Origin of the sequence: Spirosoma sp. KCTC 42546 (assembly GCF_006965485.1) — a bacterium.
Lineage (GTDB): Bacteria > Bacteroidota > Bacteroidia > Cytophagales > Spirosomataceae > Spirosoma.
Genome location: NZ_CP041360.1, coordinates 3,565,213 through 3,579,423, shown reverse-complemented (window position 1 = coordinate 3,579,423; position 14,211 = coordinate 3,565,213). Strand labels below are relative to the sequence as shown.

The 14,211-nt window shown below is 48.4% G+C and carries 13 protein-coding genes; 7 read left to right on the top strand and 6 right to left on the bottom strand.

The features are described 5' to 3' along the window. Positions 1-5 precede the first annotated feature (5 nt). Positions 6-857, bottom strand: coding sequence for a S1 RNA-binding domain-containing protein (locus EXU85_RS14560; RefSeq protein ID WP_142772787.1), 852 nt, complete (start codon positions 855-857; stop codon positions 6-8). Between the two features lie 306 nt (positions 858-1,163). Here EXU85_RS14560 and EXU85_RS14555 point away from each other — a divergent pair, with 306 nt between their 5' ends. The 4 genes from EXU85_RS14555 to EXU85_RS14540 all read left to right on the top strand — a co-directional run bounded on the left by EXU85_RS14555 (position 1,164) and on the right by EXU85_RS14540 (position 5,120). Continuing rightward, positions 1,164-1,997 (top strand): lytic transglycosylase domain-containing protein, encoded by an 834-nt coding sequence (locus EXU85_RS14555; RefSeq protein ID WP_371732014.1) that lies wholly within the window; start codon positions 1,164-1,166, stop codon positions 1,995-1,997. 291 nt (positions 1,998-2,288) lie between these two features. Then, positions 2,289-3,098, top strand: coding sequence for an ABC transporter permease (locus EXU85_RS14550; protein ID WP_142772786.1), 810 nt, complete (start codon positions 2,289-2,291; stop codon positions 3,096-3,098). 22 nt (positions 3,099-3,120) lie between these two features. Continuing rightward, a complete protein-coding gene (locus tag EXU85_RS14545; protein WP_142772785.1) occupies positions 3,121-3,885 on the top strand; it encodes an ABC transporter ATP-binding protein in 765 nt (254 codons plus the stop codon). Positions 3,886-4,094: 209 nt separating this feature from the next. Continuing rightward, positions 4,095-5,120: an MlaD family protein gene (locus EXU85_RS14540; RefSeq protein ID WP_142772784.1), complete on the top strand. Its 1,026-nt coding sequence runs from the start codon at positions 4,095-4,097 to the stop codon at positions 5,118-5,120. A gap of 86 nt (positions 5,121-5,206) precedes the next feature. Here EXU85_RS14540 and EXU85_RS14535 read toward each other — a convergent pair whose 3' ends face one another. The 4 genes from EXU85_RS14535 to EXU85_RS14520 form a co-directional block, all read right to left on the bottom strand. Continuing rightward, complete coding sequence (locus tag EXU85_RS14535) at positions 5,207-5,944, bottom strand: head GIN domain-containing protein (protein WP_142772783.1); 738 nt, start codon at positions 5,942-5,944, stop codon at positions 5,207-5,209. Between the two features lie 136 nt (positions 5,945-6,080). After that, a complete protein-coding gene (locus tag EXU85_RS14530) occupies positions 6,081-7,934 on the bottom strand; it encodes an STN and carboxypeptidase regulatory-like domain-containing protein (protein WP_142772782.1) in 1,854 nt (617 codons plus the stop codon). A 56-nt stretch (positions 7,935-7,990) separates the two neighbouring features. Continuing rightward, entirely contained in the window at positions 7,991-9,052 is a 1,062-nt protein-coding gene (locus tag EXU85_RS14525) for a FecR family protein (RefSeq protein WP_142772781.1), read from the bottom strand. A 3-nt stretch (positions 9,053-9,055) separates the two neighbouring features. Further along, positions 9,056-9,802 (bottom strand): RNA polymerase sigma-70 factor, encoded by a 747-nt coding sequence (locus EXU85_RS14520; RefSeq protein ID WP_142772780.1) that lies wholly within the window; start codon positions 9,800-9,802, stop codon positions 9,056-9,058. A 139-nt stretch (positions 9,803-9,941) separates the two neighbouring features. On the opposite strand from EXU85_RS14520, the gene EXU85_RS14515 reads away from it, so the two are divergent. After that, positions 9,942-12,326, top strand: coding sequence for a TonB-dependent receptor (locus EXU85_RS14515; protein ID WP_142772779.1), 2,385 nt, complete (start codon positions 9,942-9,944; stop codon positions 12,324-12,326). Positions 12,327-12,421: 95 nt separating this feature from the next. Here the strand turns inward: EXU85_RS14515 and murI are convergent, their stop codons facing one another. After that, positions 12,422-13,240, bottom strand: a complete 819-nt coding sequence (murI, locus tag EXU85_RS14510; RefSeq protein ID WP_142772778.1) for a glutamate racemase — start codon at positions 13,238-13,240, stop codon at positions 12,422-12,424. A gap of 98 nt (positions 13,241-13,338) precedes the next feature. On the opposite strand from murI, the gene EXU85_RS14505 reads away from it, so the two are divergent. Continuing rightward, a complete protein-coding gene (locus EXU85_RS14505; RefSeq protein ID WP_142772777.1) occupies positions 13,339-13,782 on the top strand; it encodes a Panacea domain-containing protein in 444 nt (147 codons plus the stop codon). Beyond that, positions 13,775-14,203: a hypothetical protein gene (locus tag EXU85_RS14500; RefSeq protein WP_142772776.1), complete on the top strand. Its 429-nt coding sequence runs from the start codon at positions 13,775-13,777 to the stop codon at positions 14,201-14,203. The genes EXU85_RS14505 and EXU85_RS14500 overlap by 8 nt, the downstream gene beginning before the upstream one ends. Positions 14,204-14,211: the final 8 nt, after the last annotated feature.

Sequence of the window (14,211 nt, the reverse complement as noted above, 5' to 3'; positions counted from 1 at the left end):
TACGATCAAAGCAGTCGAATTCCCCCCTCTTCCAGCACAATTTTTCGCTCGCGGTATAGCGTTCCGATTGCCTTTTTGAACGTCTTCTTACTCATTTCCAGCGCGCTGTAAATAGCATCGGGCGGGCTACTGTCGGTGAGTGGCAGAAATCCATTTTCGGCTTTGAGCGTAGCCAGAATACGGCGGGCATTGGGCTCTACATTCTCAAAACCAGCTTTTTGCAGGCTTACATCTACGAGGTTATCATCACGAACCGTTTTAATATACCCAATGAGCGGGTCTCCCGGCCGAACGGTTCGAAAAATCTCGTTGGCGTAGATCAGACCTTTGTAGCGGTTGTTGATGATGACATTTACTCCCAGATCAGTCGTTTCGAAGGCAAGCAATTGTACCTCATCTCCTACCTGTAAATCGCGCACGTCGGGGTCCAGAAATCGGTTTACTTTGCTCGACGCTACTAAGCGATTCGTGCTCCTATCCAGGTACATAAACACCACGTACCACTGGCCAACTTCCATAGGGCGGGCCTGTTCCCGATGAGGCACCAGCAAGTCTTTTTCTAACCCCCAGTCCAGAAAGGCCCCTGCCTTCGAAACGGCTACCACCTGTAAAGCAGCAAATTCGTCGCGCTGTATAGCGGGCGTTAGGGTTGTAGCAATGGGGCGGTCTTCCGAGTCTGTATAGACAAACACGTCAATGTCATCGTCGATAGCCAGCGTGTCGGGAACATATTTATTGGGTAATAATATGTCGTTACTGAAATCCTGGGTTTTCCTGTCTGACAGGTCACCGAGGAAGAACCCAACGCTGGTTTCGCGAAGAGCCGTTAAGGTATTGATTCGTCCGATCTCAATCATAAGTACTAAACACGATCGCCACCCGTGTACCAGGGGCGAGAGCACAGCCGAAAGTTAGGAATTTTTAAGCGGGCCACCGTTGCCAAAGTTGAAGAAACGGTTTGGCCGTATACGTTAACAACTTTGGCTGGAGAAGCTATTGACCCTCAGTTGGTTCAGGTCAACAGACCTGGATTAGTTCATTCCGACAAAAAGGCAATTCAAGTATACGATTGATTATCAGCACACTAATACTCACTCAATGAACGTTATACACCCAGTACCATCCTGAATTGAGTTTTGTTTAAACGTATTGGATTTTCAGTTTTGATAGCCGCATTACGCCCGGCTGTTGCCATTGCCGCAAAGTTTATTCCCCTGCAAGTAAGCCCGGCCTCGCTCCTCAATCTCTCTAAAACCAGCATAGTCGCCAAATCGGATGCCACCTCCTCCGGTAATGACCGGTCAGCTTCATCATCAATGCTCAGACCAGTCATCACCACAGCCCCTGAACTACCGCTGCTCGATGTTGATTTCTGTGGAGAGTGCTTACCCCTCGATCAACTTGACGTAGTTGATCGCTGGAAACATGTTTTTACGTTGTTTCGTCCCCACGCCAGCGACCTTGGCGATCTCCGTCAGCGGGCCGAAACATTCTTCCCAATCATCAATCCAATTTTAGAGAAATACGGCATTCCCGACGATTTTCGGTACGTGCCGCTGGCGGAGAGTGCCCTTCGGCCCAGAGCTATTTCGCGGGCGGGTGCGGCCGGTTACTGGCAGCTCATGCCGGGTACGGCCCGGGACCTTGGCCTAAAAGTTGGCAAACGGATCGACGAACGGTTCAATGTTCAAAAAGCCACGGATGCGGCCTGTCGGTATTTACGGACGTTGTATACGCAACTGGGGTCGTGGTCATTGGTAGCGGCTGCGTATAATGCTGGACCGGGTTTGCTTAAAAATCAACTCAAACGGCATGATCACCGGGATTATTACCGGATGAGTCTGCCCCGCGAAACCCGCTATTACCTTTACCGGGTATTGCTATATAAAGAAGTGATGTCACGCCCAAACGATTATTCGTCATTTCTGTCGCCAGCCCCTGCCATGCAAACGGTGTTCCGTCCCTGGCGGCCTACCGGATTTCAACAGGCTGCCTAAATAGTCTATGGATTCTATTGGCCCAAAAGATCCTGTTGATTCTAGTGCCTGAAAAGAAATTTATTTTCGCTACTAGAATCCTATTTCTCAGTTCTGACAGTCAGGACATTAGTAATCTCAGGATCAAAGAAATCTAAAGAATTAGCCCTGAAAAAGCATAGCCTACCCTCAACAATATTGCTGAGGGTAGGCTACTTTTTATCAAATTAAAACCACTGGTTCGTAAATCAGTTTATAGGATACAGCCACTGGGTGCGTATCTTGTCGGCTCTTTCTCCATCCAGCGTTTGAATGCAGTCTGACACAACTAAACCGAGCAAATCGACATCGAACCGTGCTGTTATCACCCAACGGTTCGATAAATTCTTTCTTAACCTGGCCGATGTAGCGGCTTTTGTGGGCCGTTTCTTTCGGGAAGTGGGCCTACCTCCATACGAATTCAAAGAAATTGTCCGACAATGCTACGAAGTGGGCTATCGGTCGTTGTTGCTGATTTCAACAACTGGCTTCATTACGGGTATCGTATTTACCAACCAGTCGAGGCCTTCGCTGTCTGAATTTGGTGCTACATCCTGGTTACCCTCATTAATTGCTATTGCCATTGTAAGGGCCTTAGGTCCGCTTGTTACGGCCTTGATAGCCGCCGGTAAAGTTGGTTCGAGTATTGGGGCTGAGCTGGGTTCCATGAATGTAACCGAGCAAATCGATGCGATGGAAGTATCGGGCACCAATCCATTCAAGTTCCTGGTTGTGAGCCGCGTACTGGCCACGTCGATTACTATTCCAATTCTGACCATGTACACCATTTTTGTAGCCCTGATGGGGGCATACATTAATGTTAACCTGAATGAACAGACAAGTTTTATCTCGTTTATCCAGGAGGTATTTGGTGCTATATCGTACGTCGACATTTTTGCCTCCGTAACCAAGTCAATCGTGTTTGGTTTTACGATCGGGATGGTGGGTTGTTACAAAGGCTACCACTCGTCGAAAGGTACTGAGGGCGTCGGTAAAGCGGCCAATTCATCCGTTGTGACAGCCATGTTTTTAGTTTTCATTGAAGAGTTGCTATCGCTTCAAATTATATCGGCTTTTCGGTAAGCAGAAAGTTATCGAATAATCTATGAGTAAGACCAATAAACCCACTGAACCTATTATTTCAATCCATGGCCTACGTAAGTCATTTGGCGATCTACACGTATTACGTGGTATTAATTTAGATGTTCAACAGGGTGAAAATGTGGTTGTACTGGGTCGTTCGGGTACAGGTAAATCCGTTTTGATTAAAATCATGGTCGGTCTGCTTAAACCCGATGCCGGAAGCGTGATGGTACTTGGCGAGGACGTGGAACAGCTGAAAGGAAAAGAGTTAGATGCATTCCGACAGAAAGTTGGCTTTTCGTTTCAAAGCAGTGCCCTCTATGACAGTATGAGTATCCGGGAAAATCTGGAATTTCCGCTGGTTCGGAATGTTCGGGATTTGAGCCGGGCCGAAATTGATGAGCGGGTTGAAAAAGCACTAGCGGATGTTGGCCTTGCTCAAACCATCAACCAGATGCCGTCGGAACTATCGGGTGGTCAGCGGAAACGGGTGGGTATTGCTCGAACGCTGATTCTGAAACCAGAAATTATGCTGTACGATGAGCCAACGGCCGGTCTGGACCCAATTACAAGTATTGAAATCAATAACCTAATCAACGATGTGCGCAAACAATTGGGTGCTACGTCGATTATCATTACCCACGATCTAACCTGTGCCAAAAGTACCGGCGACCGCGTGGCCATGCTCCTGGATGGGAAATTTGAACGAGTCGGCACATTCGATGAAGTCTTCGCCGACCCTGACGAACGCATCCAACAGTTTTATAATTATAATTTCGTGAAGTAGTAGACTAGTGAAGTAGGTAAATTAAGTGGAATACGTGAAGTGGTCGATTTGGTGAAGTAAGGTAACTAAGTGGCGTGGTTATAGATGGATTTCTAAACATTTTACCCACTTCACCCATTACACCAACTGCACCTACTTCACGAACTATACCCACTACCCTTACTTCCCAACGCCTACTGCACTCACTATACGATTGAACCACTAAACGAATGAGTACCGAATCAACAAAGCGCTCCGTCATTGTCGGCATTTTTGTCCTACTGGGTATCTTGATTTTTGTCGCTGGCGTGTTTGTACTGGGCGGGCAACAGAAACGCTTTACCAGTAGCATCAAGGTTATTGCTATTTTCAAGGATGTAGGCGGGCTAAAAGCGGGTAATAACGTCTGGTTTTCGGGCGTAAAGATTGGCACAGTTAAACGCATCAGCTTCTATGGGACAGCCCAGGTAGAGGTCGATATGAATATTGAAGAAAGCTCACAGCAGTACATTCGGCAGGATGCCACGGCCAGCATTAGCAGCGATGGGCTGATTGGCAACAAAATCGTCGTTATTGCGGGTGGTACAACGAGCCATCCCGAAGTAGAAGACGGGGCCCGGCTCAAAACCTCGGAAGCCTTAAGCTCGGATCAGATTATGAGCACCTTACAGGAAAACAATAATAATCTGCTGAAGGTTACCAACGACTTTAAAGAGCTGGTGGGCAATCTTCGGAAGGGCAAAGGCACTGTAGGGGCCGTTCTGACCGATTCGCTGGTTGCCGAAAACTTCAAGAAGGCGATGAAAAACCTGGAACGTGCATCGGATAACACGGTAAAAGTAACCGGCTCAGTATCCCAATTTGCGGCTAAGCTCAACACGAAAGGGACGTTGGCCAATGAGTTAGTTACCGACACTACCGTATTCAGGCGTTTAAGCCGATCGGCCTCCCGCTTCGAATCCGCCGTTACGGCTGCTGATCAGAGCGTGAGTACGCTTCGGCAAACGTCCGAAAACCTGAACAAGGCTTCTGAAAAACTGAATAATACCAATAGTCCGCTGGGTGTTCTGCTCACCGATCAGGAAACGGCGGGAAACCTGCGCACAACGATCCGTAATTTAAGTAAGAGTAGTGTGTTGCTTAATGAAGACCTGAAGGCCGCCCAGAGCAATTTTCTCTTGCGTGGATTTTTCAAAAAACAAGCGAAAGAAGCTGCCAAACAAAAGGCTGATAGCGCAGCAACAGCAAAGCCGTAATCGCCTATCATACAGTATTTTATCACCAAATCCCCTTTCCTGTTGTGGAGTTTGTTCACTACAGGAAAGGGGTATTTTCATTTCATCTATTCAGCTTGCACTGTACTAGCCCCACTCACTCGCTTTGACACCGCAGGCGTTCCTCTGTATCGGATCGTACTCGCCCCACTGGCCTCAACCACCAACGAGGCATTTACACTGACGTTTGCTTTACTTGCTCCGGATGCACCTACGCCTGCATTATCAACAGGGAACCCAAACGCCTGTAAACTGGATGCACCGGACAACTCCGCCGATAGCCATGTTCCCTGTCCACTCAATTGCAACGAAGAAGCACCTGACAAGTCAACGGTTGTCCGGCTAGCCTGTCCAACAAACTGACACTCCGATGCACCGGATAAACTAATATCCAGATCAGTCAGGTTCGTAAATCCGGTAAGTGTAGAACGGCTGGCTCCCGAGAAATCAACACCACGCAGAATCGGCATCGTAATCCGGAACGTGGTTGGGTAGTTGCGGCTGCGGGCAATCCGGTACTGGGCCTTGAGCGTTCCATTACGCGTATACACGTCCAGGTCATCCAGATTTCGGCGATCCCCTTCAACGGTAATGCTGAATGTAGGCCCTTGCTGTACAGTAATGATAAAGGCACTCCCCATATCAAGCCGGTCAAAATTGGTAAGCGCATAGGTTTGCTGATCTGGTTGATAGGGACCTACGTCCTCCCGTAGTAAGGAGCAACCCGATAAGGTTAGCAGAAAGAAAAGTAAGTAAATGGAGCATACCTGGTGGTGTTTCTGCTTCAGGCTGTTGGTGATGTTCATGTCGATTCAGTTGTTTTTTGGATCATGACAACTGGAAAGATGAATACCCCTATGGGAGAGAGCTTTTTTATTGTATTGCGTGATGTCGGTTATTTATAACCGACATCACGCAATATGGCCCGTCACCCGTTGCAGCTTACGAATTACCAAAACGCAGTCCGACCTGGAAGCCAATCCAGCCCCAGTGATGGGCATTACTGTAGGCATCTGTTCGGTCAGCGAAAAGAGAAACCTCAGGTTGTAGTAAAGGCTGAGTTGTACCATCGGTACTAAAATACCAGTTGACCGATGGCCCAAATGCCAGCGACACATGGCGGCTAAGTTTCGCTTCGATTAATGTACTCAGGCGAATCTGATTGTTCCAGCCATTCGTTGCCTGATAGACTCTGTCGAAATAAAATAGATGGTGATAAGTACCCTCCAGATTTAGTAAGGTTGCCCGCGAAAGCGTAAAGGCAGTACCAAGTCCATATCCTGCACTCAGGCGAGGACTACCCAACCGATCGAAACTATGACCTGCCGTCAGGATGTTGTATAGCCGTTTAGTACCTGTCCTCAACGTTACATTCAGTACGTTAACTTCAGTAGCCGCTACTTCAATACGCTGATAGCCATCCTTTCGTACGAAACTTAGCAAACCAATGGGAACGCTACCTACCGAATCCGCTATGTTAATCAGCCCAATCTGAAGGCCTTTAGTGACACGACGGGCACGGTTTAAAATCCCCCCTATCTGCCAACCCTGTACATCAGCCTGCGCATAATTTACTAACCCCGCCAGTTGAATCCCCTCAACGGACCGACCAGCGATGTTGAGTAATCCACCGATTTGCCCGCCCTGTACCTCCTGATTGGCAAAGTTCACCAGGCCCGCTACCTGAGCGCCAGTGACTGTCTTTCCACCCGTGTTAAGCAAGCCCCCGGCCTGTACACCAACGACCTCCCGATTCGTGTAATTAGCCAGCCCGCCCAGTTGTACACCCGTAACCTTCCCGCCTACTATGTTAGCCAGTCCACCCGCCTGAAAGCCCTGAACATCGGTTCGTACCAAATTCATCAACCCGCCAACCTCAAAAGCACGAACACCAAACGAGTAGCCCATCAGGATATTCACGGAAATACGATTGCTGATTCGTCCGCTCAGGCGATGATTGGTTCCTATAAAGGGCAGAAACGACACCTGCCAGTCTCGGTATAGGGTATCGCGGTTGAGATTAACATCGTGAATAGCTTGTTGGGATGATACAAAAAGCCGAGTGATACGCTGCCGTCCCTGATCAAGTACGGATACAGATTGTTGCTGTGAGGTTGAATCGGGCGCGACCGCTGGCAATTCAACGGGTACAGAAGCCAGTGTTTCCGCCGGTCTGATCGTATCTTCGGTTACGCGTATGGGCAATGTTTCCACGGCCAAACGAGCGGGTATGGGCGTCATCCGGATACTGACCGAGTGTGTACTTCGTGACCGAATCAGGACCGTTTCGCCAATATATGCCTGCTTCCGAACATCCAGACGAACCGTTGGCAGATCTGTCGAAAGCCGAAGCCGGTAATAACCGAATGGATTACTGACGGTTGACGCCAGGGTTGTTTTCTCGAATATACTGGCTTGTGCGATGCGTTCGCCTGTTTTTTCGTCCAGAATGTAGCCATCGAGCAGGAAGTTTTTCGGCGTAGCTTCGGGTAGGTCAGCCCGAACGAGAATAACGTGATTGCCCCGCGCTTTGTAGCTTACCTGATTCTGGAATACCCGATTGAGCACCTCCCGAACGGGTGTATTCACCAATCGCAGCGTTACAACCGCATTGCCGTCGATTCGGGTTGGGTTGTACGAAAATTCAAAGTGGCCGGCGCGACTAATCTGGCGAAGGGCACTTTCAATTTTTTCATTTCGAATATCGACCGAAATAACCCGGTCGAGGGGTGGTACCGATTGGGCAAACAGCCGTACGGATACGAACAAATAAAGTAGAAAAATGAAATGGCGCATTGAACTGATTTCTGATGGTTTTAAACCAGGACAGTCATCTGGTCGTCTCCCCCTATTCATTGGCAACCAATACCCTCTAAAATAACCTGTTTTCCTTCGTGCCGTATCCGTAAACTGAGTGTTTCAGCCGTCACCGCCAGTGCATCATCTAACGATGTTTTATCGAATCGGGTGGTTAACCGGCAGTTGCCCAGTTGCGCATTCGCCAGTCGAACATCAGCATTGTAAAATTGATTAATGGTCTGAACCACATCGCGTAATGGCTCATTGTCGAATACGAGTTGCCCTGTTTTATAGGCAAAAGCATTGGGTGTTACTTGTGGCATCCGACGAATCGTATCAGCCGAAGACTCAAGGGTTGCCTGCTGATCTTTCGTGAGCAACACGTTAGTTCGTCCGTGCGAAAATTTCACTTTCCCCGTCCGGACAGCCACGCTTACATTGGCATCATAGGCTTGCACACTAAAGGATGTTCCCAGGACTTGCACAACACTGTTACGAACCGAAATACGAAACGGGTGACTGGCATCGGGGGTTACGTCAAAGAAGGCTTCACCGGTTAAGGTAACCTCACGTCGGTCACCAGTAAAGGCAAGTGGGTAGGTTAAGGTCGAGTGTCGATTCAGGAAAACACGGGTCCCATCAGGCAATGTTTTGCTGATTTTGTTATCGTTGGTCACTAATGTCATCCGATTCATGGCATGATGCTCTTCACCCATAAAGCGGAACTTGTATACGATCCAGCCAAAGCTCAATACCAGCGCCAGTACAGCCGCCAGCCGATAAATTGGCTGGTTCCAGCCAGTCTGTCCTTCATTTCTCGGTGTAGGCAACGGTTTGATAATTGGCTCAGCGCGAGGTATGGCATTCCGGTCCGTCGTTCGCATCTTCTGCCGAACAGCCCGCCAGGCAGCATCGGTATCAACGGCCGGTTGGTCGTCCGGTTCAGCGGCTTCCCAGATGCGTTCAAAGCGGGCAAAGTCATCCTGACTCGGTTCTGACTTATTGCCATTACGATTAGAAAGCCAGGCTCTCACCCGTGCCGATTCGGCTGGATCGGTTTCGCCCGCCAGAAACTTGCCCAGCAGGGCGTCGTCTATGGGTTGTTGATCGGCCATGACTTATAGATGAATAGATAATGAATAATGGATAATGGACAATGCCAAATGAGTAATTACTATCATTTGAAGCAATCCCTGACGGCCAAACCAGGGTACGTTATCCATTAGCCAGGGTACATTATTCATTATCCATTGTACAGTATACATTACCACCAATACAATTGGTAAATAGTCGCTCAGTTCTGTTCGTAAGATACGAAGGGCTTTCCCAATCTGGTTTTCAACCGTTTTACTGGAAATACCCAACTGGTCGGCAATTTCACCATAAGTCAACTCCTCAAACCGGCTCAGGGTAAACGCCAGTCGACACTGTTCAGGTAACTTCTTTATCGCCCGCTGTACCAGAACAGCCAGTTCGTCGCCAAGAAGCATGTGCATGGGCGATTCTGCGGTTGCCTCACCCAGATAACGCGTATGCTCCCGATGCTCCTCTCGAACGGACGCGTGTTTAATTCGATTCAGGCATCGGTTATGTACCGCCCGATACAGATACGACTTTAGGGAAACGGAAATGTACAAATCATCCCGTTTTTCCCAAACGGCCAGAAACATAGCCTGAACTTCTTCTTCGGCTTCATCGGAGTCGGGCAGAAATTGACGGGCATACCGGCACAAGGGTGCATAGTACTGGCGAAACACCGACTCAAATGCTCGCTCATTGCCGTCTCGGATGGCCGAAAGTATGTCCTGCTCAATCGGTGGCACTACTCTGGACTTATGGATGATAGGAGGCTGCAAAGCTATCATTTTTCGCTACACACACTTGATCAGCCCTATGACACCTAGTAAACGGTTTACCCCTATGGCCCTTCAAAATAAATAATTCACATGGGGGTGATTGGCAAATGGGCTGTCAGGAAGGCAAACCATCACAATCCCTCTTATCATGTCCCTCAGTCAACGGTTCGTCACTCTCGCTCTTTTTTTAATCTCATCCCTGGTCCACGCGCAACCCTTAACCCAGACCATCCGGGGTACGGTGATTGATCAACGTTTACAAACACCCTTACCTGGCGCTACGATTGTGGTACTGACTAGCAGCCCCATCAAAGGAACCAGCACGGATGCCAGCGGGCAGTTCCGGCTCCAACAGATTCCCGTAGGTCGGCAAACGCTGCAAATCAGTGTCGTCGGCTACAAAACCACTACGTTGCAACATATCACGGTCGATGCGGGCAAAGAACTGGTGCTAACGGTTTCACTCGAAGAAGCAGTTAGCCAGTTATCGGAAATAACAGTGAAGCCCACCCTTGAAAAAGACAAACCTCTGAATGAAATGGCAGCTGTTTCCGCCCGGACGTTTTCGGTGGAAGAAACCCAGAAATTTGCCGCAGCCGTTAATGATCCAGCCCGAATGGCCACTGCCTACGCGGGTGTTGTTGGGGGCGATGATGGGGGTAACTACATAGTCATTCGAGGCAACGCGCCCAATGGACTGCTTTGGCGAATGGAAGGCGTCGAAATCCCGAATCCGAATCACTTCTCCAATCTGGGCACGGCGGGGGGTGGCATTTCAATCCTGAGCGCTCAATTACTAGCCAACTCTGATTTCCTGACCGGTGCTTTTCCGGCCGAATATGGCAACGCCTTATCGGGCGTATTCGACCTTCGGCTACGACGGGGCAACAATGCCAAACGGGAATACACTGTACAGGCTGGCGTATTGGGATTAGACGTTTCCGCCGAAGGCCCAATTGCTAAAAACTATACTGGGTCGTTTCTGATTAACTACCGCTACTCGACGCTTGGCCTGCTCTCAAAAGTAGGCGTCAATATCGGAACCGGGGAGAATGTGTTCCAGGACTTGTCGTTCAACGTGTATCTTCCCACCCGGAAGATTGGCACGTTCACCCTCTTTGGGTTTGGTGGACTCAGTAACAGCAAGGTCAATGCCACGGCCGATTCCAGTAAATGGACAACCAATTACGACCAATACAACGATGATTTCAAGTCCAATACAGGTGCCGTTGGCGTAACGCACACCCTGCCCATTGGCCGAAAAGCCTTACTCAAAACAGTGTTGCTGGCTTCCGGCTATGAAAACCGGGATCGCACCGAACTACTGGACCCCGCTAAGGAATACGCAGCTTCGGAACGGGAAAATTATGCCTTCCTGACGCAAAAGCGCATTTTATCTTCGACACTAACGTACAAGATCAACCCCAGGCATACAGTTCGTGCGGGTCTGATTGGCACACAGTTGCTGTATGATCTGACCCAACAATCGTGGGAGCCGGAACAGCAACAGGTACTCATGCGGGTTCGGGTGAGTGACCAGACCAGTACCCTACAGGCGTTTGGCCAGTGGAACTACCGGCTGTCGGAGCAATTGACGGTCAACGCCGGTCTGCATTACCTGCACCTGGCCCTCAATGGTACCTCAGCACTGGAACCACGCGGTTCCGTTCGTTGGGCGTTCTCCTCAAACAAGTCGGTTAGTTTTGGCTACGGGCTACACAGCCAGCTACAGAACCCGGCCACCTATTTTGTGCTTCCCGTCGATCAAACCGGTACTACCGTGTCTGCCAACCGAAACCTGGGCTTTACGCGTTCTCATCATTACGTGCTCGCTTACGACCAGCGACTCAACAGTCATAGCGATGGCGCTCCCCTCCGTCTGAAAGTTGAAACGTATTACCAGCATCTGTTTAACATTCCGGTGAGCGCCAGTCAGCGAGACGCCTTTGCCATCATCAACCGCTTCGATGGATTCACAGATAGAGCATTGGTCAATAGCGGTCATGGTCGAAATTACGGCCTGGAGCTAACCCTGGAGCAGTTCCTGAATCGGTCCGCATCGGGTAATAGTCTTTACTTTCTGGTATCGTCCTCGCTGTATAATTCGGAGTATCAGGGATCGGATGGGGTTTGGCGGAATACGCGATGGAATGGTCGCTATGCCGAAAGTCTGCTGGTAGGGCAAGAGTGGGTATCAGGATCAAGCGTATTTGGCCTGAATCTGAAATTGAGTTACTATGGTGGATACCGCGACACACCCATTGATGTAGCTGAGTCGAAACGGTTAGGCGAGACCGTTTACCTGGACAATCAATCATTTACCGAACAACTCCCGGCCTATTTCCGGCCCGATGTGCGACTGAGCTGGAAGATAAACCGGTCCCACTCAACCCGCACGCTCTCCCTCGATTTGCAAAACGCCATCAACCGACAAAACGTCTATAACCACTATTTCGATCCGGCGAGTGGCACCGTTAAATCCTACTACGCTACGGGTTTGATACCGGTGTTAAGCTACCGGGTTGTGTTTTAGCTATTTCAGTAACCACAGAGGCACAAAGAACGCTGAGAGCTACTATTTTCATCTCTGTGTTCTCGGTGCCTCTGTGGTTACTAAAATGTTCTTGGTTACAGCGCTAAATGCGATGACTGCACGGGTTGTCCGTAAAAGACCGTTGCCTGTCGGTCGAAGTCTTCGGTAGAGTCGGTGGTCAGGAAGGTTCGCTGGCCATGTTTACTGCACTGGGCTTCCAGTTCGGGGTGGCGTTGTAAATAGTCGGCAAGGCTGTCGGCCACAATACCACCCTGACTTAGAATCGTTGCGCCTTGCGGGGCAAATTGCCGAATCTTATTGAGCAATAAGGGATAATGCGTACAGGCCAGTAAGATTGTATCAATCTCCGGCGACTGAGCCAGTAAGCGATCTAGGTGTTGCTTTACGAAGTAGTCAGCGCCAGGACTGGCATATTCGCCATTTTCGACCAACGGCACCCACATGGGGCAAGCTTCCTGAAACACCTGCAAGTCGGGAAAGAACTTCTCAATTTCAACTAGATACGACTCTGACGTTACGGTTCCACGCGTCGCCAGAATCCCGACGTTGCCCGTTTTAGAATACGTGCCAATAACTTCGGTTGTGGGACGAATAACACCCAACACGCGCCTATCCGGTGCCAATGTTGGTAAATCGAGTTGCTGAATATTCCGCAGCGCTTTGGCCGAAGCTGTGTTACAAGCTAGTATCACCAATCGACAACCCTGATCAAATAAATGCTGAACGCATTCGAGGGTATAGTGGTAAACGGTATCGAAAGAGCGGGTACCGTAGGGCGTTCGGGCGTTATCGCCGAGGTAAACGAAGTCGTACTGGGGTAATTTCTGAACAATTTCACGCAGGACAGTCAGGCCACCATAACCTGAGTCAAATACGCCAATGGGTTGGTTCATAAGAAATTTTTCTCTTTCAATACTAACAAAATATGAACTTTTTGACGTTAATTTACAGTTCACAAAACAAGTAATCACCTATAAATCAGCCACATATTATGCTATCAGCAAGTCAAGTAGCAGAATATTTATTGGGTTTAAGTCGCCCCGAAGTAGGGGACACTATTTCTAATTTAAAACTTCAGAAACTTCTTTACTATTGCCAAGGCTTGCATCTAGCTATGTACGGGAAACCATTATTTTCTGAGCAAATATTTGCATGGAATTATGGCCCGGTTGTGGCTGAAGTGTATTCACAATATAAACATTTTGGTGCCAAAGGGATTGATGTTCCAGATGAAATCAATACGTCTGTATTTAATGACGAACAAGAAGAACTGATGAATGATGTCTACGAGCTTTTTGGTCAGTTTTCTGCTCTAAAACTTATGGAAATGACCCACGAGGAGTCACCCTGGAGAACCACAGCACAGAATTCCGAAATTACACATGATAAAATGGTTGACTACTTTAAAACTCTCTTGAATACGGTCGATGAATAAAAAGAAATTCAAGTCTCCGATAAATGAGATCAAAAAAGTAGGGAGTAAATTTCACCTTGATGAAAAAGTTATACAAATGCCGGATTTAGACTATCCGGTATTTTGTTTTAAACACATTCACCCTGACTATTCAATTGAGAGGCTATCACAAGAGGAAAAATCAGCCCTTCTGGATGCTATTTACAAAAGAGGAAAAATGAGTTGGAATGACTTACAATTAAGTAATAGGCATAAATTGGGTAGTGCGAAAATAGCTATAGATTCTATCAAAGCTGGACTACCGAACTCTGTCACTGGTGACATTGAGTTTTTATTAGCGTTTCGCTACTTCAATATGAAACCTTTTCTTGGATATCGAAATAGATTCATTTTTCATATAGTTTTTATCGATTATCAGAGAGACGTGTATGATCATGGATAGAAATTCTG